Below are 23524 nucleotides of genomic sequence, written 5' to 3' on the forward strand. Positions count from 1 at the left end.
GACTACGAGTCTATGGCGCGTCCCTCCAGACCTCCCGGCTTTGACATGACGTACAGGCCCGAGAAGCGCATCGCGTTCGGGCCGCCGCTGAAGGAGCGCCTCCCGGCGCTGCTTTACCTGACCTTCGCCCTCGGCGTCTCCGCGGTGATCTTCTACGGCCAGAACGCTCCCTCGAGCTCCCGGATCTTCCAGTACGTCGTCGAGGGCGATCGCCACCGGCTCGTCTCCTCCAGCGTGTGCGCCATCGTCCTGTGCGTGAGCGCGTTGGCGATGGTGCTGCGCGAGCAGATGCGGGGGGTCGTCGTGCACCCGGAAGGGATCGAGCTGCGCGAGCTGCTCACCTTCGGCGTGCCGCGCGTGCGGCGCTTCGCCTGGTCGCAGATCGACCGGATGGCGGTGCCCTCCGCGCAGGCGGGCGCCGGCGCCGCGGCCGCGGTCAGCGGGACCGTGCCGTCGAGCAACATCCGGCTCGATCTCTGGGATGGGTCCCGCACCTGGCTGCCGGACGTCGGAGACAGGATCGCGCTGTCGGTGATGCTGGAGCGGGTCGCCCTCGCGCGGGCGATCCCGATCGAGGGGGGGACCGGGCTGATGGACGATCTCGGGAACCCCCTTCAGGACGACGGCTGAACGCGCCGGGGTTCGGGGCGGAGCCCCGAGGGAACTAGCGCGCGCTCGCCCCGGCCTTCCGCTGCGCGAACTCCTCGCGCACGCCCTGCCGCAGCTCGGGATCGAGCAGGAGATCGGCGCACGTCATCGCCATGGCCTTGGCGGCGATCAGCATCGAGTCCTGGCCGGCGGGGCTCGCGGCGCGCGCGGCGAACGCGTGCTGGTGGCAGGTCGTCTCTCCCTTGCCGCAGATCGCGATCCACGGATGGATGGCGGGGAGCGCGTGGGACACGTCGCCCATGTCGGTCGAGCCGGTGCCGACGGCGGGGTCCATCTCGAGCGGCGAGCGGCCGAGGGCGCGCAGGTGCTCGCCAAAGCGGCGCGCCATCTTCCGGTTGTTGACCATGTTCTTGTAGCCGCCCTGATCGACGAGCGTGAGCTCGGCCCCGCTCGCCATGGCCGCGCCGCGGGCGCAGCGCTCCACGATCGCCCGCACGCGGGCGAGCTCCTCGGTGTCGAGGGCGCGGACCGAGAACTCGGCGACGGCGAGCTCCGGGATGATGTTGACCGCCTGACCGCCGTTCTTGATGAACCCGTGCACCCGGACGCCGTCGCGGAAGTGGACGCGCTGGCCGTCGATCAGCCGGAAGGTGTCGAGGCAGGCCGTGAGCGCGCTATTGCCGTCCCACGGCGCGAGCGCGGCGTGCGACGGCTTGCCGCGGAACTGGAGCTCGATCCAGGCGCTGGCCAGCGTGTCGTGCGCGAGCAGGTCGCGGTCGAACGGGTGGAACATCATCGCGGCGTCGACGCCCTCGAAGGCGCCCGCCTCGAGCAGCCTGATCTTGCCGCCTCCCCCCTCCTCGGCGGGCGTCCCGACCAGATCGATGGTGCCGGCCACGGCGTCCTTCTGCCGCGCCAGCGCGAGGAACGCGCCGAGCGCACCCGCCGCGATCAGGTTGTGCCCGCAAGCGTGGCCGATCTCCGGGAGCGCGTCGTACTCGGCGAGGATGGCGAGGTGGGGACCCCCGCCTCGCCCGATGCGCGCGCGGAGCGAGGTGGGCATGCCGGCGAGCCCCCGCTCGACCTGGATGCCGCGCTTCTCGACGGCCTCGGCGAGCCAGGCCGCGGCCCTGTGCTCCTCGAACCGGAGCTCGGGGTTCGCGTGGATGCGCGCGGCGATCTCGCGGAGGTCCGGGGAGAGGTCGTCGATGTCACGCTGGATGCGGCTCGGGTCGAGGTTCATAGGGGCGAGCGATACTACTCTGGATCCGCGCGCCTCGCCCGGGCCATGGTGGCGCTGGCGGAGGAGCTCCGCCGACGCCGCCCGGTGGTGACGCTCGCACGCTCGCGCCTTCGCACGCCGCGCCGCCACGCTTTCGGGACTTCTCACGGAGCCAGGACCCTCGAATGCACGGACCGCGCTGTTCTCCGCTCCTCTTCTTCTGGTTCTGCCCCTGCCTCGCGGCGGCGCTCGCGCTCGCTGCCTGCGACGCGCGCCCACGCGCGCGCCAGGAGGCCGGGCCGGCCGCCTCGAGCGCGAGCGCGGCGCCTCTGCCGGCCCAGGCCGCCCCGACGCAGGCCGGGCCCGCCCGCGTCGCGGTCGAGGCGAGGGCGATGGGCACGAGCCTGCTCCTCGCCGCCTACACGAGCGAGGCGATGGATGAGGCGGCGATCAGGGCCCGGCTGGACAAGGCGATCGCCGAGATCCGCAGGCTCGAGGGGCTCATGACGACCTGGCGGCCGGACAGCGAGCTGTCGCGGGTCAACGCGGCGGCCGGGAAGGGCGCGGTGGAGGTGAGCCCGGAGTCGCTCGCCGTGATCGAGAAGAGCCTCTGGATCAGCGAGCGCTCCGAGGGGGTCTTCGACGTCACCTTCGAGGCGATGCACGGGCTATGGAAGTTCGACGAGGACATCGACGACAACGTGCCGCGCAAGGAAGACGTCGAGCGGGCGCGCGCGCTCATCGATCACAGGCAGATCAAGATCGATCGCGCGCGGCGCACGGTGATGCTCGGGAAGCCCGGGATGCGGATGAGCCTCGGCGGGATCGCGAAGGGCTACGCCGTCGACGCCGCGGCGCGGGTGCTGCGCGGGGAGGGGCTGACGTCGTTCTTCGTGCAGGCCGGCGGTGACCTGTACATCGCCGGAAAGAAGCCGGACGGGTCGCCGTGGAGGGCAGGGGTGCGGGACCCGCGCGGCAAGGACGCGAACGACTACTTCGCCATGATCGAGGTGGAGGACCACGCCTTCTCCACGGCGGGCGACTACGAGCGGAGCTTCATCAAGGACGGCAGGCGCTATCACCACATCATCGATCCGCGGACGGGCTTCCCTGCGTCCGAGAGCCGGAGCGTGACCATCTGGGCAAAGGACGCGCTGACCGCGGACGCCATCGATGACGCGGTGTTCATCCTGGGCGCCGAGAAGGGGCTCGCGCTCGTCGAGTCGATCGAGGACTGCGGGGCGGTGATCGTCGACCGGAACAACAAGGTATGGGTGTCGAAGCGGCTGGAGGGCAAGGTCGAGGTGCTGCGGCAGCCGACCGACGGGCTGTAGTGGTCTCGGCGCTGAGGCCAGGTTTCGGGTGTTGCGCTTTGCGTGTGAGCCAATCGTGCTCTCGGGAGCTTGCGGCGTCCGCGCGCTCTCCGAGGAGCTTCGGCCATCAAACATCAAGGCGAATTCAATGTTGCAATTGCCATTCTCAGCGAGGGAGATGTCGATGCATCTGCTGAGTCGCTCGCGATGTGCGGCGTTTCAGCCTTCGAAGAGCTCGTCCAGTGTCCTGGCCGTCAGGATCCGCTCGGCCCATTCCGCGAGCCGCTCCCCGGACGCAGCAAAGACCTGCTCCCGCCTCGCCTCGGGAACCTCTCCGAACCGCGCCCGGAGCTGGCGCAGCAGCACGGCTCGCTGGCCCTCGTCGAGCCCGGCGCGCCGCCCCTCGTCAAGCCCGGCGCGCCGCCCCTCATCGAGCCCGGCGCGCCGCCCCTCATCGAGCGCTGCCTTTCGCTCGCGGGCCTTGATGGCCTCGATCTCGGAATTGCCCTTGCGCTCCAGCGCGCGGACGACCTCACGCTCAGCCGCCGCGCCGTCAAGCAACGCGCGGACGGGGACCGGACGGACCAAGCACAGATCCTCGATCGTCGCGTCAGGCGCGAGCGGCACGAACCGCTCCTCGGCCGCCGACCACTCGGCGACCTCGTCGCGCTTGACGAAGATGGCGAAGACGCGGCGCACGCCCCGGGCGACGAGATCCTCGGCCTTCTCGCGCGCGTCTCGCATCGACTGCTCGTTGACGATCTCGAACGAGAGCTCCTCCAGATACCGGCGCCCCGTCGCCGGATCGGTCCCCGCCCTGCGGATGGAGAGGTCGGTGGCGAAATCCGAGCCCTCGGCGACGCGGGTGATGAGATCGGCCGCGCCGATGTAGCCGGGCCGAAGGTGCGGCGCGATCAGGAAATCCAGCCGCACCTGCTGCTCGGCGTGCGGCTCCAGCGCCGGCGCCGCGACGACCTTGCGCCCACGGATCAGCTCGTCGCGCGTCACCTCGGGCGCCACGAGGTGCTCATCGACGGCGGGGAAATGCGCCCGCTGAGGCTCCGCGGGCGGGAACCTCACCGCCGCGCCGCCCCGGGCGGCCGGGGCGAGCAGGAGCGCGGCGCCGGTCGGCTTGGGATCCATGCGGACAAGGCTAGCACGAAGGCGGTCGCACGAGCTTCACCAGCGGGCCAGCGCGCGCCGCGCGGCCGCTCCCAACGCGAGCAGAGCGCCCGCCGTCACCGCCGCTCGCCGCCCTCACCGCCCCTTGTAGACCGGCTTCCGCTTCTCGGCGAACGCGCGCAGCGCCTCCAGCCGATCCTCGCTGCGCAGCGTCTCGTCGTAGTGGACCCGCTCGATCTCGAGCCCGAGCGAGAGCGGCACGTCATAGCCGTCGTCGATCGCCCCGAGCGCCGCGGCCTGCGCGATGGGCGCGCCGCTCGCGATCGGCTCGATCCACGCGATCGCGTCGTCGACCACCGGCGTGCCCTCGGGCGACACCCGGTTCACGAGACCCCAGGCGAGCGCCTCGGGCGCGGTGAGCCTCCTGCCGAGCAGGATCATCTCCTTCGCCCGCGCCTCGCCGACGACCCGCGGCAGCCGCTGCGTGCCGCCCGCGCCCGGGATGATGCCGAGCGACGTCTCCGGCAGCGCGAGCTCGGCGTGCGGCGCCGCCACCCGGAGATCGCAGATCAGCGCCAGCTCCAGCCCCCCGCCGAACGCGACGCCGTTGATCGCCGCGATCACCGGCTTCGGGCTCCGCGCGAGCACCCCGAGGTCGGTCCGGTACAGGCCCACCTGGCGACGGACGTCGTCGGGGCTCATGCCCTGCCGCTCCTTGAGGTCGGCGCCGGCGCAGAACGCCTTGTCACCGGCGCCCGTGATCACGATCGCGCGCACCTCCGGGTCGTCCACGAGCTCGCGCCCGAGGCGGCCGAACGCGAGCAGCGCGTCCCGGGAGAGCGCGTTGCGGCGATCCGCCCGATCGATGGTGAGCACCGCGACCGCGCCACGCCGGTCGAGCTTCACGGGAGTGGCTTCCGACATGGATCCTGCCTAGCCGACCGCGGCGGAGCGGCAAAGAGGCTCGCTCACTTGGCGTCGGCCGCCTTCTTGGCCTTTGTGCTCGCCACCTCGAGCTTGCCCAGCCGCGCCCTGATCTCCGCGTTGTCGCGCCGCAGCGCCTCGAGCTCGTCCCGCAGCCGATCCAGCTCGCGCTTGCCCGCCCCGCCGAGATCGCGCAGGACCTCGCGGATCCGACGCCGCACCCGCCCGTCGAGATCGCGGTCGAGCTGCCGCTGGAGCGCGCCCCGCGCCCGGCCGTCGCCGAGATCGCCCAGCGCGCGCGCGACGTCGACCCGGAGGTACGGATCCGGCTGATCGAGGAGCTCCTCGAGGAGCTCGCGCGTCCGCCGATCGCTGGAGAGCTTCGGTAGCGCCATGATCGCCGCCCGCCGCCCCCGCGTAGGGACGCCGTAGCGTGTGCGGGCCGTCAGGTGCGGCACGGCGCGCTCGTCCCGCAGGTTGGCCAGCCCGTCGATCACGCCGCAGCGGATGACCTCGCCCCACGAGGGGCGATCCAGCAGATCGACCAGCGTCTCGAACCCCGAGCTCTGCCGCGTGGCCCCGAGCGCGCGCGCCGCCTCGGCCTGCACCAGGTAGCTCGCGTCGCGCAGGGCGAGCTTGCCGAGGACCTCCGCCGCCTTGGCCGAGCGGAAGCTGCCGAGCGCGCTCGCGACCGCCCGGCGCACCTTCGGGTGCTCCACGCCCGCGCTGCCCTCGAGCAGCGCGAACGCCGCGCTCGACTGGAGCGCGCCGAGCGCGGCCGCGGCGGCGGCGCGCACCCCCCAGAACTCGCTCGCGTCCGAGAGCGACTGCCCGAGCGCCCGCGCCGTCGGCGGGTCGTCGCGCCGAGAGAGCGGCTTCGCGGCGAGCATGCGGCCGCGCGCCGTGGGCGCGTGGGCGAGCTGCGCCCGCAGGAGATCGCCGGGCGCGTCCACCCGGACCTCGCCCAGGATCCTGAGGTCCGGATCCACCACCACGAGGCGAGGCCGACGCGGGAGCGGGATGACGAAGGTGTGCGCCGCCTGATCCACGCGCCGCACCTCGCGCCGCGTCATCGAGCCCTTGCCCTCCGTGAAGCCGAAATCGAGCACCAGGTCGAACGCGAAGACGGGCGGCGTCGAGGCGTCCGGCTGGAGCGCGTGCTCACGGCTGGGCTGCCCGGCCGCCTGCGCCTGCTTCACCGTCACGGTGCACTGGTCGCCCTCGATCTCGATCTTCACGTCGAGCTCGGGGTGCCCGGCGCGGAAGACCCACTGCTCGAAGAAGCGCTCCAGCGATTTGCCGCTCACGTCCTCGAGCGCGCGGGCGAGGTCCCGTGTCTCCACGACCCCGCGCGCGTGGCGCGTCAGGTAGGTGCTCACCCCGCGCCAGAAGAGCTCGTCTCCGAGCTCCCGGCGGAGCAGGTGGAGCACGAGCCCGCCCTTCTCGTAGAGGTGTCGATCGAAGATGTCGAGCGGCGCTTCGTAGTCCTGACAGACGATGGGCCGCCGGTAACGCCCGCGCGCCTCGCCAAGGTACGAGTCGAGATCGGCCTTCAGGCCGTGATCGTACTCGTCGGCGCCGAGGTGGTGCTCCCGATAGACGTGCTCCATGAACGTCGCGAATCCCTCGTTGAGCCAGCCGTGCGACCAGTCGCGGCAGGTCACCAGATCGCCGAACCACTGGTGCGCGAGCTCGTGGGCGATGAGATCGTCCGACGAGATGTCGAGCGCCGCCCGCTCGTCGAGCAGGATGTGCTCGTACATCGTGGTGGCGGTCGTGTTCTCCATCCCTCCGAAGATGAAGTCGCTCACCACCACCTGCGCGTAGCGGCGGAAGGGATATTTGACGCCGAGCTTCTCGCTGAAGTGGCGGATCATGTCCGGCGTGCGCGCGAACGTGCGGCGGCCGTCCTCCTCGCGCCCCTTCGGCACGAAGTACGCGAGCGGGACGTCGAGCGCCGCGCCGTCGATGCGGGCGAACTCGCCCGCCACGAGCGTGAACAGGTAGCTCGGGTGAGGCTCGTCCAGCCGGTAGTGATAGACGCCCTCCTTCTGCGATCTCGCGTCGCCCTCGAGCTCGCCGTTCGACAGGCAGTACCAGCCCGGCGGCACCTGCGCGCGGAGCTCGGTCGTCTGCTTGATATGGGGCTTGTCGATGCACGGGAAGATGTGGCGCGCGTCCTCGTCCTGACACTGCGTCCAGACCTGGCGCGGGCGGTCGGGGACGTGCTCGTCCGGCTGGAGGAAGTAGATCCCCCGCCGCGGCGTCGCCCGGTACCGGACCAGGATCGACGCCTCGGCCTCGTCGAGCGGCACGGCGACGCGGAGCGTCTCGCCGTCGTACGTGTGCTCGGCCGGCTGGAACGCGCCGCTCGCCGCCTTGCCCGCGCCGCGCTTGGGCTTCGCGGCGCGCCCGGCCCCGGCGCTGATCTCGACCGCCTCGAGGTCGAAGCCGATGGCGTCGAGCGCGATCTCGCGCGCGCCGGGGTCGACGCGGACCGCGTCGAGCCGCGCCGTGCCGCGGATCGAGCGCGCCTCGACGTCGAGGGCGAGATCGAGGGCGATGTGCCGGATCGTGAAGGGGCGCGAGCGCTCGTAGACGCGCCTCGTCCCGGCCAGCGTGAAGGGCCGCGACGCGGCGGCGAACTCGGACGACGACAGCACGGAGCCGCAGGCGCAGCGCGAGTGGAGCCGGTACTCGATGGACATCTCCGCGAAGTTTCCCCGCGCGGCGCCCGGCGCTGCAAGCAAGAACTCGTGCGCGGGGGCGGGCCGCCGGGCGGATCAGCCCGTCTTGAGGCCGTCGAGCACCTCGAGCGCCAGCTCGTACTTGCCGAGGGGCGGCATCAGGTAGGCCCCCTGCACCCGGTCGCGCACCGAGAAGAGCATCTCGCGGGCGATCTTCACCCCCTCCTTGCGCGCCTCGGGGCCGGCCGGGACCTTGCGCATGCGCTCGCGGATCTCCTCCGGGATCTGCATGCCGGGCACCTCGTTGTGGAGGAACTCGGCGTTCTTGTGGCTGACCAGCGGCAGCACGCCGACGAGCACCGGCATGCCCAGGTGCTCGATGCGCCGCAGCACCTTCTCGAGCAGATCCTGGTGGAAGATCGGCTGGGTCATGATGATGTCGGCGCCCGCCGCGCGCTTCCGTTCCAGACGCGCGATCTCCTTGTCGAGGTCCTGGGCGCCGGGCTCGAGCCCCGTGGCGAGCAGGAACGACGTCTTGCCGCCCGGGATCGGCTTGCCGGCCGGGTCGAGGCCGCGGTTCATCGTGCTCGCCATGTTGAGCAGCCCGATGGAGTCGAGGTCGTAGACGGCGGTCGCCTCCGGGTAGTCGCCGATCTTCGGCGGATCGCCCGTGATGATGACGAGGTTCTTGATGCCGATCGCGTGGGCGCCGAGCAGGTGCGCCATCTGGCCGATGAGGTTCCGGTCGCGGCCGCAGACGTGCAGGATCGGCTCGATGCCGTAGCGCTGGACCAGGAGCGAGCAGAAGGCGAGGTTCGTCATCCGCGCCGTGGCGCGCGGGCCGTCGGCGACGTTCACGACGTCGACGCCGCTGTCGATGAGCATCTTCGCGGCGCTCAGCGCGCTCTCGGGGTTCAGGCCTGGCGCCGGGTTCACCTCGACGGAGACCACGAACTTGCCGGCGGCGATCTTCGCCGCGAGGGGGCTCCGCTCGCCGAGCGGCGTGGGCTCGAGCCCCGTGGGCGCGTCCATCGTGATGTGCGGGCGCGCGGCGGCCTCGGGCGCGGCGCCGCCCCGGAGCATGCGGGCCGACTTGGCCATCCACCGGACGTGCTCCGGCGTGGTCCCGCAGCACCCGCCGATCATCGCCGCGCCGGCCTGGATCATGCGGCGGGCGAAGACGTCGAAGTACTCGGGCGTGGCCATGTAGAGCTGGCGGCCGTCGACCGTGCGGGGCAGGCCGGCGTTCGGCTGCACGCAGAGCGGGAGCCCCGCGGTCGCCATCCGCTCCGCCATGGCGAGCGACAGCTGCGGGCCGTCGCCGCAGTTGACGCCGAGGAGCTCGACCCCCCAGTCCCGCAGCGTCCGCGCGACGCGCTCCGGCTCGCTGCCGTCCGCCGCGACGCCGCTCGTGTCGAACGTCATCGACGCGAGGACCGGGAGCCCCGGCGCGGCCGCCCGCGCCGCGTCGATGGCGAGCTTGATCTCGTCGAGATGGCGAAATGTTTCAAGGATCAGGAGGTCGGCGCCGCCCTCGGCGAGCGCGCCGGCCTGCTCGGCGAACGTGGCGGACGCGGCGGCGAGGTCGTCGCGCGTGGCGACGCCGGGCACGAGCCCCGTCGGGCCGATCGAGCCGGCGACGTACGCGTCGCCGCCCGCGATCTCGCGCGCGAGGCGCGCGCCCGCGAGGTTGAAGTTGCGGACCTCGTTGACGAGCCCGTACCGCTCGAGCCGGAACCTGTTCGCGCCGAAGGTGTTCGTCTCGATGACGTTCGCGCCCGCCGCGACGTACTCGGCGTGGATCTTCTTCACGAGATCGGGGCGCGCGACGTTCAGCTGCTCGAAGTTCTGGGTGACGAACACCCCGCGCTCGTAGAGCAGCGAGCCCATCGCGCCGTCGAACACGAGGATCGAACGCCGGAGCGCGTCGAGGAATGGGGCCTCTGGTCTCGTGCGGGACATGGGGCGCATCGTAGGGGCGCTCCGGCTTCTCAGGAAGGGGGGCTCGACGCGGTTGACGGCGCGGCGCGGATCTCGGTAGGGCAGTTCTCGAGATGAGCACGCCCCGATGGCTTCAAGCATTCGCCCTGGCGGTCTCCGCCGCTGCTCCGCTCCTCGCCGCCCCTTCCGAGGCGCGCGCCTGGCATCCGCCGGTGCACCGCTCGGACGCAGGCGTGGACCTCTACCTGTGGAGCGCCCGTGATTACGGCACATCGCTCGCCGCCGTCCCGTTCGTGCAGTTCGAGCCGTCGCCGGATCTGTTCATCAACCTGAAGTTCCCGCTGGCGCTCTCGTTCGACGGTCCGGGGGACTTCGAGGATCTGGACCGCCAGTCGCGCGCCGCGCTCGGCAACCCGACGTTCACGCTCTACTACTCGGACATTGCCCGCAAGCTCACGTGGTACGCGGGCGGCCGTGCCGGGCTGCCGCTCGGCGCGGTCGACGGCTACGACTGGCACGTGGCCAGGGGCTTCAGCGCGTCGGCGATGGCCTATTACGATCTGCACCTCTGGGCGGCGAACGCGCTCCCGGTGGGCGGCCTGGGCGGCATCGAGTACCGCTTCGGGAGGTCCTTCGTGCTCCGGGCGGGCGGCGACCTCACGTTCTTCATCCCGGTGGGGGACGGCGTCCGGCGCGGGTTCATCGACGACTCCGACGATCTCGAGGCGGTGTTCCAGGCGAAGGTCGAGCCCGAGCTCCAGAGCCGCTCCGGCTTCGGCGGCGGCGTGGCGCTCCAGACGGTGTGGGTGCCGTCGTCGGTCTACGACGATCAGGGGCAGGTCTCGCTGCTGCCGTATTTCGTGTACGACAGCCAGAAGACCTTCTTCATGCGGGCCGGCCTGCTCCTCGCGCTGGACAGGCCGCTCGGGCCCGCGTTCGACCGGGGGCGGGTGACGTCGCTCTATCTGCAGTTCGGCGGGCACCTCGACTAGCGTGCCGGGCGGTTCGAGAGAGCGAGAGATGAGCCGGACATGACCCGTCGCCGTGCCATCGCCTGGGGCGCCGCCGCCGTCGGCGTGCTGGCCCTCGTGCTCGTCTGGCTCAAGCTCAACCAGTTCCCGCCGGACACGACGCCCGAGGGCGCCTATCTCCGCATCGCGTACAGCATCGGCGTCAGCGATCCGCGCGCGTGCTTCTCGTACCTCGAGGACCGGGCGCAGCACGCGGCGTACACCATCCGCGACTACCGGCGGAAGGCGAGCGAGCGGATCGAGGCGAGCTACCCGGAGCCGGAGCGCGCGCGCCTGCTGGAGCAGTACCGCGCGCACGCGATGGCCGAGGACGGGGCGGACGTGTGGGTCGACATGGCCACGAAGCAGGGCTTCATCGCGCGCCTCCGGCGCGACCTGTCCGGCATCGGGAAGGTGGAGGTGACGGGCGAGCGGGCCACGGTCGAGACGGCGCGCGGCACGCGGTACCCGTTCCGGCGGCGCGAAAACGGCATCTGGGGGCTCACGCTGTTCACCGCGGACCTCGTGGCCGAGGCCGAGCGGGCCGCGCGGGACTGGGACGTCGTGGAGAAGGCCGCGCTCGACTACGAGCGGGGGCGGTGAGCGAGGTCAGCGGACGAGGCGGCCGATCACGTGGGGCCGCGCGCCGGTCTGCGGGAAGTACGCGGAGCCCGAGGTGAGGCTCCAGCTGTACCCGGTGAGGTCCCCGGCGTTCGCCCGGCCCTGGGAGACGGCGTAAATACGCATGGTGCCCCTGCCCGCCCCCCCGTCCGTGCTCCCGCCGCGGCACGGCTTGGTGGGATCGGCCGGCACCCATCGCGTGTCGCCCGTGCTCGGGTCCGTGGCGCACCCGTGGGCGGTGCTCGTCGAGTCGATGACCCGGAGCGAATACTGGGTCGTGCCGGAGACGACGGGCTCGGCCGGCGCGATGGCGGTCGGGGACGCGTCGACGATCGCCGTGTGTCCCGAGCCGCCGTCCGTGTAGTTGATGACCAGCAGATCGCCAGGCAGAATGTCGCCGATCTTCGAGATCCGCTTGAAGTGGTTCCCGGCCACGACCTGACCGTACAGGCTCGTGGAGGTCGGGCTCGTGGAGCCCCACCAGCCGCGGAGGATCGAGGTCGTCAGCGTGGGATCCTCATGCAAGAGGGACAGGGTGAACAGCGTTGCGCCCTGCGTGGTCCCGGTGAAGCTCACCCAATCGATGCTGCTCGGCGTCCCGAACCTGTTGGTGTCGGCGCTGTCGAGCACGAACGGCTTGTCGGCGGCACGCTCGACGAAAGCGCGGGCTCCCACGAGGTGAGCCGGCAGAACCTCTTTCACCTGGAAGACGTGAGCGGCGCCTGCGCCCTCGCCGCGAACGCCATCGGCCCATGTACCGGCGATCAGCGTGTCTCCCGAGAGCGCTACACGAACATCCCACGTGTTCCACGTGGAGCTCTCGACCTTGCTCTGCGGCGTCCATACGCCGCCGGTCCTGGCGAAGATCCTCGGCCCCAGCCCGCCGTCGTGGCTTCCGCCGAGGATCAACCTGTCCCCGGACACGGCGACGCTGGCGCTGCGACCCCAGCCGCCATAGTCCGGCGTGTCGACGTCGTTGCGGTAGAGCATGGCCTGCTGGGTCCACGCGCCCTCGCTGCGCGCGAAGACCACGGCGGCCGTCCTGTCCGGGCCGCGCTCATCGTAGACGGTGGTGCCGACCGCCAGCGTCTCCGCGCTCAACGAGAGCGAGGCGCCGAACCTGTAGTGCGGTGTCGCTCCGATCGGCGGGTAAAGAATGGCTTGTTCGGACCAGGTGTTGCCGGCACGGGCAAATACGTGAACCTGGCACGGACGATCCCAGCCCGAATTGAAGTCAACCCCGTCATCGCATTCTCCCCCCATGGCCGCGGTGTCGCCGTCCAGGGCGACGGTCGAGCCTTGGTCGAAGGTGTCGGTGCTGGGTACGAGCTTGGCCTGCTGCGCCCACGCGGCCCCGCTCCGGGCGAAGATGTATGCAGCGCCGGGGCCATCAACCGTCGGGCCGCTATCGTAGGGCGCCCCGACCATGATCGTGCTGCCTGATACGGCGACGGCATATCCGAACCAGTTGTCGCGGCGCGGGTTGTCCTGCGCGACGAGCTTTTGCTGCTCGTGCCACACGTCGCCGCTGCGCGCGAACACGTACGCAGCGCCGTGATTCGCCGGGTAAGAGAAGGTCCCGACGACGATCGTATCCCCGTCGATGGCGACGGACGCGCCGAAGCGATCGCCCGGCAGACCATCGCTGGGCGCGAGCACGGCCGCCTGGGTCCACGACGCGCCGCTGCGCACGAACACGTAAGCTGCTTCGGCGTCCAGGCTGCCGACCACCGCGGTGTTCCCCGAGATGGCCACGGACCACCCGAAAGCGTCGTCGCTCGCAGCGTTGCTGGCGTAGAGCACGTGTTGCTCGGTGGCGATGAGCGGGTCGACCTCGAGCGGATAGGCCGCGCCGGTGTCGTCCACCACGATCGAGAGGCTCGCGTCGCTCAGCTTGATCTCCGCCGGAAGCACGCTCCCGCGCGCGTCCTGAACGACGAGATCGGCATACCGCAGCACGGCCGCGCCGGCCTCGTCCAAGAGCGCCACCGACTGGCCGTCCTCCGATAGCTCCGGCGAGAGATCCCCCCCGAGCGCGATCTCGAGCTCCACCTTGCCTTCGCCGTCGCGACGGCATGGAGGCGGCGAATCCAGGGAGAAGCCCTGCTCCAGCCCGAGGGGGCCGTTCAGGTACCACTCCGTGACGCTCAGGCCCGCGGACGGGGCTAGGTGCCTGAGCTCGACGCGGTTGTCTGATCCGCGCGGCTCGGCCGCGACGTCCAGGGGGACGAGCGCCCCCTCGCAGCCATAACGCGCGAGCTTCATCGTGATTCGACCCGCGCTCACCGAGCCCTCGCGGGTCACGGCGACGCCGGCCGACGTGAACTCGGAGACGAGGCCGTGCGCCGGATTCAGAGCGCTCACCCCGGCGCGCGCGCCCGCTGTGTTGTGGCTTACATTGTACGCAGAGGACGCCTGTCTCTGAACTGTCGCGATGAACGCCGCGCGGCGCTCCAGGGACGCGGCGTCGGGCCCCTGCTGCCCGTGAGGCCGAGTTTCCTCGGCGCCGTCCGTGCTCGCTGGATCAACCTCCGCGCTGCACGACGTGACGGCGGTGATGCAAAACCAGAGTGCATGAATGGATGTTCTATGACGCGGCATGTGGCTCTCCCTGTCGGTGGTAAACCCTGACGGACCGGCGACGTGTGCGGCGCCGGAGCCAATGACCCGAGCTTGGATTGGAAGGCGGTCCACAGCGGCTCGCTGCTGCCGAGCGCCTTGCGGAGCCCCCCAGCGCACGAGCGCACGCGGATGGTTAGGTCACGTGAAGGACAGTCCCGTCCTTATTTGCCGTTCTCATCGTCCGCTTCGGTTTCGCGCGTGTCAAGGAGGGCGAACATCGATGGCGTTGAGGGAGGTCGCTGCCTCGATAGGATGTGGTGTGAAGGTGGGTCCTGCGATGCGTGGATGTCAGACAGCCGCAGTACGGAATGCGACATGTCGACAGAACGGATAACGACATCCCGAGCGGGACGGTGCGGGTGAGGATCTCGGCGGGCAGCGCCGCCGAGGCGCGCTCAGGCTACGACCCGCTCCAGCTTGAAGTCGAGGACGGCTCGAATCGCATCGTAGTCCTCGTCGGCTGTCAGGACGGTGGCGCCGAGAGAACGTGCCGAGAGCGCGATCAACACGTCATTGACCAGCGAGGCTCGGTGCACCTCACGCCCCGCCTCGCGGAGCCGCCGCAACGTTCGTCCGGCATGGTCGAAGACCTCGGCGTCCGGGGCGACGATCCGCCCGACGCCCCTGTACGCGCGGCAGAGATGATCGACGGCCCGCCGCGCCGGGAGGGTCGTGGCGCCGGCGCGGAGCTCCATCTGCACGACGGCGGAGAGATACCGGACGAGTCCCGGCCCTATCATCAGGTCCTCGTGGATCCCCCGGTTCAGCCAGCCGATGTACAGGTTCGTATCGAGGAGGACCTTCCGGAGGATCATCGAAGCGTATCGTCGAAGCCGCCGACCGCCTTGACGCGCCGGTGGACCTTCAGGATCGGCTCCTCGCCGAGGACGAGATCGAGCGCCCGCTCGATCGTCTCCTGCTCCGTCTTCGCACCGAGGAGCTTTTTGGCTCGATCAATCTTGGACTGATCCAGCTTGAGGTGCTTGTGCCGCGTCATGTTCATGCTTCAGGCTAGCGTGAACATCCTCGGCCCGCCAGCGCGCTGGCTTCAAGCCCTTCCATAGGATTGCCCGCTCGGCATTCCGGAGCTTCCAGCGGGAGGCCAAGCCGCGCGAGGATCCCCCTCACCATCGCTGGCTCGGTCACAGCACCTGAAAGCGGCACCCTGCCGCCACAACCCGTCAGTACCGGAGAGCAGAGGCTCTCCCAGCCGCGCTCCTGGAGCGCCTCCTCGAGCGGGTCGAGGAAGCGGTTCGCGTGCTCGTGGATCCGTCCGACCCCGATCTGCAGGATCGGTTGACCACTCCGGACACGCCCTTGATACGCCGGAGTGGGTCAGAGTTTCGCTTGAACCAGCGGATCGCCGGGCGGTGTGGAGCCGGACCTGAAGGAAGTGGACTCTTCGGTCCCGTTCGGCTGACAAGCCGAGAGAAGACGGCGTGCCCCCGGGCGATGCGGTCGAAGGCAATCATGAGGGGCCGAAGCCAGTCCTCGCGCAGGGTGGGAATGCAGTCATACCAGTAGAGCCCCTAAGGGGATCCCTTAGGTGGCACCCCGCCCGTCGGTACTGGCCTCGCCGATTATCTCGACGGGTCCGCCGGGCAGGACCTGATCTACGGGATGGAGGCCAACGACACGCTGCTCGGATCATCGCCAGTAATTATGATTACATCCGCGTCGAGGGCCGCCGACCCTGATCGATGGGGCATCGTTCCGTCAGCCGAACGACAGCGTGCCGCTTGGAACGACGGTGAACGCGCTCACCGCGTGCGGCACCGGCATTCGATGGTGACGGCGCGCGGCGCCCCGCGGTCGGGCACGTCGCGCCGCGGGGCGCCTTCGTAGACGTTGCGCAGAACCGGCGCAATTTGCGTCGTGACAGCCCAACCTGCGCCGCGTCGACCAGTCGTCCTCGCACGAAGGGCTTCGAATCTACGCCATGGCAGCCGGCGCGCGCCTTGCTTGAGGCGACGGCGACCGGCGCGAAGCAGGTCACAGCGCAGGCGCACGCCGGATGATCGTCATCTCCCAGGAGGCCATATCATGAGCCATCGGCATCATTCCATTCTTCGCCCCATCGTCTCCGCGCTCGGCGCGTGCGCCGTCGCCTTCTCGCTCGCGGCCTGTGTGGCCGACGCCCCGTCCGACCTCGAGGGGCAGGATGCCCCGTCCGACCTCGAGGGGCAGGACGCGTCGGAGCTCGAAGTCGCCGCGCTGCCTCTGTCCCCCCCGCCTTCGACGGGCTGCGGGGGCTCCCACACCTGCTGCCTCTCCGCCTGCGGTGGGCATCTCTACGAATGCAACCGCGGCTGCCGCGAAGATATGGATCCAGGGCCGGGCCGCGCGGATTGCATCAGCTGGTGTCACGATAACTACAGCAACTGCCTGGAGGCTTGCGACCGTACTCACATCTATCCGCCCCCGTGGTGATGGGCTGACCGCCTGCCCCCACGTCATAGACGTCCAAGCCGCAGGACACGGATGTTGTCCACGTCTGTAGTCAAGCGGACCTGCGATCGCAGGCATTCCCGAGCACAAAAGTGTACAACATCTATGTCCGGGGGCTTGGACGTCCGGACGCTCTGAAGAATCGGACTCAAGCGCTCTCCTCACCGCCCCACCGTGGGGCGCTGGCCCAGCAGCGCGCGGGCTCAGGGATGGTACGAGTTCGTCTGCCGCCTCGCTGAGGTCAAGATCGAGCGGCAGCGGGCGTCGCTGGAGGCGGACGTGTCGACCTCGCCGCGAAGCAGGCCCGGCTCCGCGAGCTCTACCTCGGGCAGAGGTACGACGGCCCGCTGGCCGTCGTGCACGGGGACTTCTTCCCGGGGAATGTATTCCTATGCGCTCAGGTCGTGTGATCTGTACTCCGGCGCGGATGGCTTGCGGCAGGATGGTCACTGCAGGTGGGCCGTGGATCTCCTGAACACGGAGCCCTACCGGCGGCGCATGGCGTAGCCTCGCGGGGCCGCGGCGTGCGCTACCTGCCGCTCACCCGTTCCGGACCCGACTCAGCGCCTCGTCTGCCGACAGCAGCACCTGCTCCCACTCGTCGAGCGCGTTGGGCCAGTGGGGCGAGAAGCGCAGCACGCCGTCCGGGATGGCGCAGGCGATCCCGAGGCGGGTGAGCTCGCGGTACAGCTCGACCACCGGGGCGCCGCCCGGCGGCCTCACCCCGAGCGAGCAACCCCGCAGCGCCGGATCTCCCGGGCGCAGGCTCTCCCATCCGCGCTCCCGGAGCGCCTCCTCGAGCGGGTCGAGGAACCGGTTCGCATGCTCGTGGATGCGCTCGACGCCGATCTGCAGGATGAGGTCCACCGCCGCCTCGAGGCCGGCGAAGCCCGCGGCGTTGAGGTTGCCGCCCTCGACGAAGTCGGCGCGCTGCCGGATCGGCCGGTCGTACCGGAGCTTGCCCGGGCCCTGGAGCAGGAAGCTCACGGCGTCCTCGTGGCTCAGCCAGCCCGCCACCGCGGGCCGCAGCGACGGCAGGCGCTCGCGGCGGACGTAGAGGAAGCCCGTGCCCTCCAGCCCCATCAGCCACTTGTGGCCGCCGCACGCGAGGTAATCGACCCCGGCCGCCTCGACGTCCACCGGCGTCGCGCCGACCGCCTGCACGGCGTCCACGCAGAGCTCGGCGCCGTGCGCGCGGCAGAGCGCGCCGATCGCCGCGAGCGGCATCCTGAGCCCGGTCTGGAACTGCACAGCGCTCACCGCGACGAGCCGCGCCCCGCGCTCGAGCTCGTCCTCCAGCTGGGCGAGGCCCGAGCCGCTGCCGTCCGCGAAGCCGCCGAGCGGCAGGAAGACGACCTCCAGGTCGAAGATCGCGGCCGCGCGCTGCCACGGGGTCACGTTGGCCGGGAACTCCCCCTCGAAGAGGATCACCCGGTCCCGCGGCCGCCAGGGGAGGCACAGCGCGATGTCCGTGAGCCCGCGCGTCGTGCTCTGGACCAGCGCGATGTCCTCGGCTTCCGCGCCGATGAGCCGGCCGAGCTTCTCCCGCAGGCGGAGCCGCTGCGCGTACCAGGCCGGGAACGCGGCCGCCCCCTGCGCGGCGTAGTCGTCGAGCAGCGCCATCATCGCGAGGCGCACCGGCCGCGACGGCGGCGAGATCCCCGCGTGGTTCACGTAGACGAGCGGCGTGAGGTGCGGGAACAGGCCGCGATCGCCGAGCTTCGCGGTGAACGCCCGATCCCTATCGATTTCGGCGGTGTGTCGCATCGGCTGGCTTCCCCCGGCGCTCCCCGCGGACCTTGGCGAGGTAGCGCGGCGGCGCCCCCTTGCCGGCCGCCGGCGGCACGAGGCAGTGCGGCTTCGTGCCGATGAGATCCCCGCGGCCCGCCTTGATCAAGGCCTCCCGCGCCTCGTCGTGGTGCGCCGGGTCCCAGTAGAGGAGCAGCGCCTTCTGGAGCTTCTTCTCGCGCAGGTCCTTGGCCGTGTACACAGGCTCCCGCGTGAGCGGGTCGATCCCCGTGTGGTACATGCAGGCCGCCATCGACATCGGCGTCGGGATGAAATCCTGCACCTGGCGCGGCCTCATCCCGCTCTTCTTCAGGTAGATGGCGAGGTCGACCATGTCCCGCAGCGTCGAGCCGGGGTGCCCCGAGATGAAGTAGGGCACGAGGAACTGGTTCTTGCCGGCCTCCTCGCTCGCGCACCGGAACTGCTCGGCGAAGCGCTCGTAGCTCTCGATGCCCGGCTTCTTCATCTTGTCGAGCACGTCCTTCTTGTTGTGCTCCGGGGCGACCGAGAGCTGGCCCCCCGTGTGGTGCGCGGCCAGCTCCTCGATGAACTCGGGCGACCGCTCCGCGAGGTCGTAGCGCACGCCGGAGGCGATGAAGACCTTCTTGATCCCCTGCTCCTCGCGCACCGCCTTCATCAGCTTGAGCAGCGGGCCGTGGTCGGTGTTCAGGTTCTCGCAGACCTCCGGGAAGACGCACGAGAGCCGCCGGCAGGCGTTCTCGATCGCCTCGTCCTTGCACCGCATCTGGTACATGTTCGCGGTCGGCCCGCCGAGGTCGCTGAGCACGCCGCGGAAGCCGTCCATGCGCCGCAGCGCCCGCACCTCGCGCAGGATGCTGTCCGCCGAGCGCGACTGGATGACCCGGCCCTCGTGCTCGGTGATCGAGCAGAACGTGCAGCCGCCGAAGCAGCCGCGCATCGTGACGACCGAGTGCTTCACCGTCTCGTACGCGGGGATCGGCGCGTCGTACGACCAGTGCGGCACCCGGGTGAACGGCAGGTCGTAGAGCGCGTCCATCTGGCCCGTCTCCAGCGGGAACGCGGGCGGGTTGAAGTACACCGCCTCGGCGCCGTGCGCCTGGAGCAGCGGCCGGGCGTTGCCGGGGTTCGTCTCGAACTGGAAGGCGCGCGACATCTCCGCGAAGGCGCCCTTGTCCGCGGCCACCTGCTCGTAGCTCGGGAGGATCACCGCCTTGCCGTCGGCGACGTAGCGCGAGCCCTCGATGTGCTCCCACTCGCCCTTGCGCAGGGGGACGGCGGTGCCCCTGACGTCGCGGATCGACCGGACGGGCTCGCCGCGCCGGAGGCGATCGGCGACCTCCCAGACGGCCTTCTCGCCCATGCCGAAGATGAGCATGTCGGCCTTGGCGTCGAGCAGGACCGAGCGGCGGACCTGGTCGGACCAGTAGTCGTAGTGCGCGATGCGCCGGAGCGACGCCTCGATGCCGCCGAGGACGATGGGGACGCCCGGGAACGCCTGGCGGCAGAGGTTCGCGTAGACGATCGAGGCCCGGTTGGGGCGGAGGCCCACCTGCCCGCCCGGCGAGTACTGGTCCTCGCTGCGGACCTTCTTCTGCGCGGTGAGCTTGTTCAGCATCGAGTCGAGGTTGCCGGCGGTGACCCCGACCATGAGCCGGGGTACGCCCATCCGCAGGAGGTCGCTCGTGTCCTGGTAGCGGGGCTGGGAGACGATGCCGACCCGGAAGCCGCGCCCCTCGAGGAAGCGGCCGATGATCGCGGCGCCGAACGCGGGGTGGTCGACGTAGGCGTCGCCGTTGACGAGCAGGATGTCGAGCGCGTCCCAGCCCCGCGCGCGCATCTCCTCCCGGGTCGTCGGCAGGAAGGCGGTCAGGTCGCGGGGGGCGGCGCCGGCGCTTCGGCGGAGCTGGGTGAGGGGCACGGCGCCGTCACCCTACGGGCCGGGAGAGCGGGCGGCAAGGGGGCGGCCCCGGCGGCGGGCGAGGTGCCCGCGTGACCGCGTGACGGCGCCGGGCAAGCCCCGCGGGGCCGCGGCCGAGGCCGGCGCGCGGGGGGCCGGCGGGAGGGCGCAGCCCGCGTTTTCCCGGGAGAAACGCCAACGTTACACGATACCCGGCCAGCAGGTCACGGCTTCTGGTCACCGGAGCATCGGATCTCCGGACGCGACATGAGGGCTGGCTCGCGCCACGCACCACCACGACGAGCCGCGGCGTTACACACGGCGTCAGTCGCTGGTGAGCTCATCAAAAAACGCTTCAAAAAACGCGGTTTTTGCGCGCGGGGGAGGGTTCCAAAACGACCCGGAAAGAGGGTTCGTAAAAATAATATGTGGAATCACGATCAGATGATGCCCTCCGCGTCAAACATCTCAGCTTCGCTGTGGTGCACGAGGTGGGCGTTCCTTTCCTTCGCGGGCTGCTCCAGGGGTTTGGCGTGGGGGCGAACGATCGCGAGGACGTGCTGCACGACGTCCTCCTCGCCTCGTACCGCAATCTGGAGACCTTCGACGCGAGCCGCCTGCTGCGCGCGTTGCAGGGGCGGCGCGACGAGGACGACTTCTTCGAGGACGACTTCGAGGACGAGGACCACGAGCCGGTGCCGCTCAGCGAGGTGCTCCCGTGGATCGGGGAGGGGCAGCCGCGGCGGGTGTGGGACTCGCTCTACCGGTGGCTCTACGGGATCGCGTGGCGGCAGGTCAGCCACTACCGCGACCGGGCCTATCGGCGCCGCGAGATCCCGGACGGCCTGCGGCTCATCGCGATCTCCGCCGGCGCCGACAGCCGGCCCCGTCTGGAGCAGCGGCTGGAGGCGATGGAGCGGGCCGAGGTGATCGACGCGCTGCTCGCCAGCCTCGACCCGCAGCGGCGGGTGATGCTGGTGATGCACGACATGCTGGACATCCCGGTGGTGGACATCGCCCGGGAGCTCCAGATCAACGAGAACACGGGGCAGAACCGGCTACGGCTGGCCCGGGAGGACTTCCGGGCGGCGGTGAAGCGGCTCGACCCGGAGCAGCGGAGCGCGCTGCGCCTCGGCGACAGGCCGTTCGCCGCCGAGGCGACGACGCGCCGCCGGCCGGCACCCCGGCGCCGCAAGCGGGGGAAGTGAGCCGGCGCAGCGCGGGCCCCGCCGCTCGTCAATAAGGGCACGCCAGCACTTCCGGCGCGCTCGTGCCGTAGGTGCTCACGTCCGAGATGACGTTCTCTTCCGGAGAAAAGAGCACCTGCGCGCCGGCCGGCCCCGACAGCCAGCATTGCTGCTGGATGGATCGCGACTGCGCCCCGCGCCAGGGCTCGCAGCGAGCCACCGTGCCGCCGCGGATCGTGACGTCGCTGGCCTCTATCCTGATGCCGGGAAAGGAGCCCGACGCGAAGCGCAGGGCATTGTCGAAGACGAGCAGGTTCTCCAGGGTCACATCCTCTACCCGGACCGAGGTCGCGGGCAGCGTCGTCCGCGAGCTCAGGAGCACGCCGTAGAGCGCGTTTCCCCAGGACCAGACGTCCGAGAACTCCACGCCGGCGCCAGCCTGCACGTGGACGCCATGGCCCCCGTTGTAAGCGAACTTGACCCTCTTGATCAGGACCCCCTTCGGCCGTTCTTCCTCGATGGGGCTCGCGAGCACGACGCCGGAGCCGCCGTTGTGATGAAAGTAGCTGTCCTTGACCACGACGTTGTACGGCGCCGGGCTCGGGATCCCGGGCCCAGGGGAGATCTGGGTGGAGATCCAGAGGCCATGCCCGCCGGCGACCGTGGTGGAGCCGTCGCCGGGATGGATCATGTTGTGGTGGACATGGCAGTTTCGCACGGTCACGTTGGCGGTGATGATCTTGATCCCGCTGGCGCCGATCGGGCCGGTGATGTTCCTGATCTCGCAGTTCTCCACGAGGATGGGCGGCGTGTCGTGGTACCCGGCGACGGAGGACAGGTAGATGCCGCTCTTCGAGAAGCCATCCACGAGCACGTTCCGGATGACGCCCCCGGAGCCCCAGGTGAAGCCGATGCCCTCCAGGTTGCTCGGCTTGCAGGAAGGTAGCTGGGGAACGAGGGGCGAGTAGCGCATGATGACGTTCTCCACCTTGCAGTCCGAGCAGGTGTTCAGCTGGATGCCGCTGTTCGCCGTCCTGCGTGGCCCCTCCGTGGCCACGATCTGCAGATTGCGGATCCAGAGCCCCCGGACCGCGCTGATGACGGTCCCGTCCGGCTTGACGACCCGGGTGACCTGGATGGCCCCGGGGTACTGCTCCGGATTGCAGGGGATCGCCACGAGGGTCGCGGTCCGGGGATCGCCCGGGCTGGCCTCGGGAGACAGCTCCGGCCCCTCCAGGGTGAGCGCGTCATGGTGAGGCCGCAGCGGGGTGCGCAGCACGTAACGCCCGGCAGGGAAAGCCACGGTGCGCCTGCTGGCGCTCAGCGACGCCGCGCACTCGATGGCCGTCGCGATGCCCGGGCTGTCGTCGACGTTCGTGCTGCGGTCGACGGATGCTTCGGCGGAGAAGGGCCATTCCGCCGGCCTCGCCAGGTAGGGCAGGACGTTGACCGCGCCGTCCGGGTCGACGGAGCCTGGCAGGCAGCAGGCCGCCCCCTGGCAAGCATTCAGGTCCTCGTGCAGCGCCCTCGTCCCCGGGCAAACGCCGCTGGCTGGGCAGAACGGCCCCGTGCAGATCGGCGATTGGGTGGCGTAACCGGGGCAGGCGATGCCGCTCGTCTGGTCTGCCAGGAAGGGCGGCTCGGTGTAGGGCAGATCGAGGCTGCAGAAACCCTGGGAGGACACAGCGCGCTCCTCCGGAGGGGGGTGATATCCCCAGCTCGCCTCGGAGCGGGCGGCGCTGTCCGGGGGCAGCGTCGCTCCGGCTGGAGCGGCGGCGATCGCGAGCAGGACTCCGAACCAGATCTGCACAAACCGCTGGGCCAATAACACACCTACCTCCTCTCGGACGAGGGTCGATCCGTCGCTGTTAGTCGCGGTCAGGGGCAAGGAGCGAACGCAGAAGTCGAGCGGAGCACCGCTGTGCCAGGGAGAGAGTCACCCCTCCGGGGTCGCCGCGACGCGAGCACACCGACGTCCCGCGCTCCGTGTCCGGCCTGAGCGATTTCATGAGCGGGCGCGCCGCGCGGCGCGCCCGCCCGTCCCGGCGAGCGCGGGGAGGCGCGTCAACGCCAGGGACGCTGAGCGCGCTGGCTCGCCGTCAACGGCTAGCGAGGCTGTCCGTGACAGTTATTTTCGAGAGCGATCTGCCT

The 23524-nt window shown here is 70.6% G+C and carries 17 protein-coding genes and 1 pseudogene; 7 read left to right on the forward strand and 11 right to left on the reverse strand.

Features of this window, described 5'->3' with window-relative positions:
- The first annotated feature begins 45 nt into the window (after positions 1-45).
- On the forward strand, positions 46-630 hold the full coding sequence (locus WMF11_RS48020) for a hypothetical protein (protein ID WP_437905723.1): 585 nt from the start codon (positions 46-48) through the stop codon (positions 628-630).
- A gap of 34 nt (positions 631-664) precedes the next feature.
- Here the strand turns inward: WMF11_RS48020 and WMF11_RS48025 are convergent, their stop codons facing one another.
- Positions 665-1852 carry an amidohydrolase gene (locus WMF11_RS48025; protein WP_437547500.1) on the reverse strand — a complete coding sequence of 396 codons (1188 nt, stop codon included), beginning with the start codon at positions 1850-1852 and terminating at the stop codon, positions 665-667.
- 164 nt (positions 1853-2016) lie between these two features.
- Between WMF11_RS48025 and WMF11_RS48030 the strand changes: the two genes are divergently transcribed.
- Positions 2017-3165, forward strand: coding sequence for an FAD:protein FMN transferase (locus tag WMF11_RS48030; protein ID WP_437905724.1), 1149 nt, complete (start codon positions 2017-2019; stop codon positions 3163-3165).
- A gap of 198 nt (positions 3166-3363) precedes the next feature.
- Here the strand turns inward: WMF11_RS48030 and WMF11_RS48035 are convergent, their stop codons facing one another.
- The 4 genes from WMF11_RS48035 to WMF11_RS48050 all read right to left on the reverse strand — a co-directional run bounded on the left by WMF11_RS48035 (position 3364) and on the right by WMF11_RS48050 (position 9839).
- Positions 3364-4287, reverse strand: coding sequence for a DUF4351 domain-containing protein (locus tag WMF11_RS48035; protein WP_437975543.1), 924 nt, complete (start codon positions 4285-4287; stop codon positions 3364-3366).
- A gap of 114 nt (positions 4288-4401) precedes the next feature.
- The gene (locus tag WMF11_RS48040; RefSeq protein WP_012241241.1) at positions 4402-5190 is read right to left on the reverse strand and encodes an enoyl-CoA hydratase-related protein; all 789 of its coding nucleotides are present in this window, start codon (positions 5188-5190) and stop codon (positions 4402-4404) included.
- A 44-nt stretch (positions 5191-5234) separates the two neighbouring features.
- Positions 5235-7898, reverse strand: coding sequence for a M1 family aminopeptidase (locus WMF11_RS48045; protein ID WP_437975544.1), 2664 nt, complete (start codon positions 7896-7898; stop codon positions 5235-5237).
- Positions 7899-7973: 75 nt separating this feature from the next.
- On the reverse strand, positions 7974-9839 hold the full coding sequence (locus WMF11_RS48050; RefSeq protein ID WP_437905727.1) for a bifunctional homocysteine S-methyltransferase/methylenetetrahydrofolate reductase: 1866 nt from the start codon (positions 9837-9839) through the stop codon (positions 7974-7976).
- A gap of 92 nt (positions 9840-9931) precedes the next feature.
- On the opposite strand from WMF11_RS48050, the gene WMF11_RS48055 reads away from it, so the two are divergent.
- Together WMF11_RS48055 and WMF11_RS48060 are read left to right on the forward strand one after the other, a co-directional pair.
- Positions 9932-10810, forward strand: coding sequence for a hypothetical protein (locus WMF11_RS48055; protein WP_437975545.1), 879 nt, complete (start codon positions 9932-9934; stop codon positions 10808-10810).
- Between the two features lie 39 nt (positions 10811-10849).
- On the forward strand, positions 10850-11431 hold the full coding sequence (locus WMF11_RS48060; RefSeq protein WP_437975546.1) for a hypothetical protein: 582 nt from the start codon (positions 10850-10852) through the stop codon (positions 11429-11431).
- A gap of 6 nt (positions 11432-11437) precedes the next feature.
- On the opposite strand, the gene WMF11_RS48065 is transcribed toward WMF11_RS48060, so the two are convergent.
- The 3 genes from WMF11_RS48065 to WMF11_RS48075 form a co-directional block, all read right to left on the reverse strand.
- On the reverse strand, positions 11438-13813 hold the full coding sequence (locus WMF11_RS48065) for a hypothetical protein (RefSeq protein WP_437975547.1): 2376 nt from the start codon (positions 13811-13813) through the stop codon (positions 11438-11440).
- Positions 13814-14466: 653 nt separating this feature from the next.
- Positions 14467-14886: a type II toxin-antitoxin system VapC family toxin gene (locus WMF11_RS48070; protein WP_437905730.1), complete on the reverse strand. Its 420-nt coding sequence runs from the start codon at positions 14884-14886 to the stop codon at positions 14467-14469.
- The gene (locus WMF11_RS48075) at positions 14883-15068 is read right to left on the reverse strand and encodes a hypothetical protein (RefSeq protein WP_437975548.1); all 186 of its coding nucleotides are present in this window, start codon (positions 15066-15068) and stop codon (positions 14883-14885) included. The genes WMF11_RS48070 and WMF11_RS48075 overlap by 4 nt, the downstream gene beginning before the upstream one ends.
- Before the next feature lie 578 nt (positions 15069-15646).
- On the opposite strand from WMF11_RS48075, the pseudogene WMF11_RS48080 reads away from it, so the two are divergent.
- Together WMF11_RS48080 and WMF11_RS48085 are read left to right on the forward strand one after the other, a co-directional pair.
- Positions 15647-15916, forward strand: a pseudogene (locus WMF11_RS48080) (hypothetical protein); the annotation flags it as partial.
- 198 nt (positions 15917-16114) lie between these two features.
- Positions 16115-16501 (forward strand): hypothetical protein, encoded by a 387-nt coding sequence (locus tag WMF11_RS48085; protein ID WP_437905732.1) that lies wholly within the window; start codon positions 16115-16117, stop codon positions 16499-16501.
- A gap of 558 nt (positions 16502-17059) precedes the next feature.
- On the opposite strand, the gene WMF11_RS48090 is transcribed toward WMF11_RS48085, so the two are convergent.
- The gene (locus tag WMF11_RS48090; protein ID WP_437975549.1) at positions 17060-18286 is read right to left on the reverse strand and encodes an aminotransferase class V-fold PLP-dependent enzyme; all 1227 of its coding nucleotides are present in this window, start codon (positions 18284-18286) and stop codon (positions 17060-17062) included.
- Complete coding sequence (locus WMF11_RS48095) at positions 18261-20207, reverse strand: YgiQ family radical SAM protein (protein WP_437975550.1); 1947 nt, start codon at positions 20205-20207, stop codon at positions 18261-18263. Before WMF11_RS48095 ends, WMF11_RS48090 begins: the two co-directional genes overlap by 26 nt.
- 470 nt (positions 20208-20677) lie before the next feature.
- Between WMF11_RS48095 and WMF11_RS48100 the strand changes: the two genes are divergently transcribed.
- Complete coding sequence (locus WMF11_RS48100) at positions 20678-21394, forward strand: RNA polymerase sigma factor (RefSeq protein WP_437547511.1); 717 nt, start codon at positions 20678-20680, stop codon at positions 21392-21394.
- A 28-nt stretch (positions 21395-21422) separates the two neighbouring features.
- Here WMF11_RS48100 and WMF11_RS48105 read toward each other — a convergent pair whose 3' ends face one another.
- Entirely contained in the window at positions 21423-23204 is a 1782-nt protein-coding gene (locus tag WMF11_RS48105; protein WP_437975551.1) for a right-handed parallel beta-helix repeat-containing protein, read from the reverse strand.
- Positions 23205-23524 lie beyond the last annotated feature (320 nt).

The sequence above is a fragment of the Sorangium sp. So ce295 genome (assembly GCF_051527405.1).
In the GTDB taxonomy this organism is placed as follows: domain Bacteria; phylum Myxococcota_A; class Polyangia; order Polyangiales; family Polyangiaceae; genus Sorangium; species Sorangium cellulosum_B.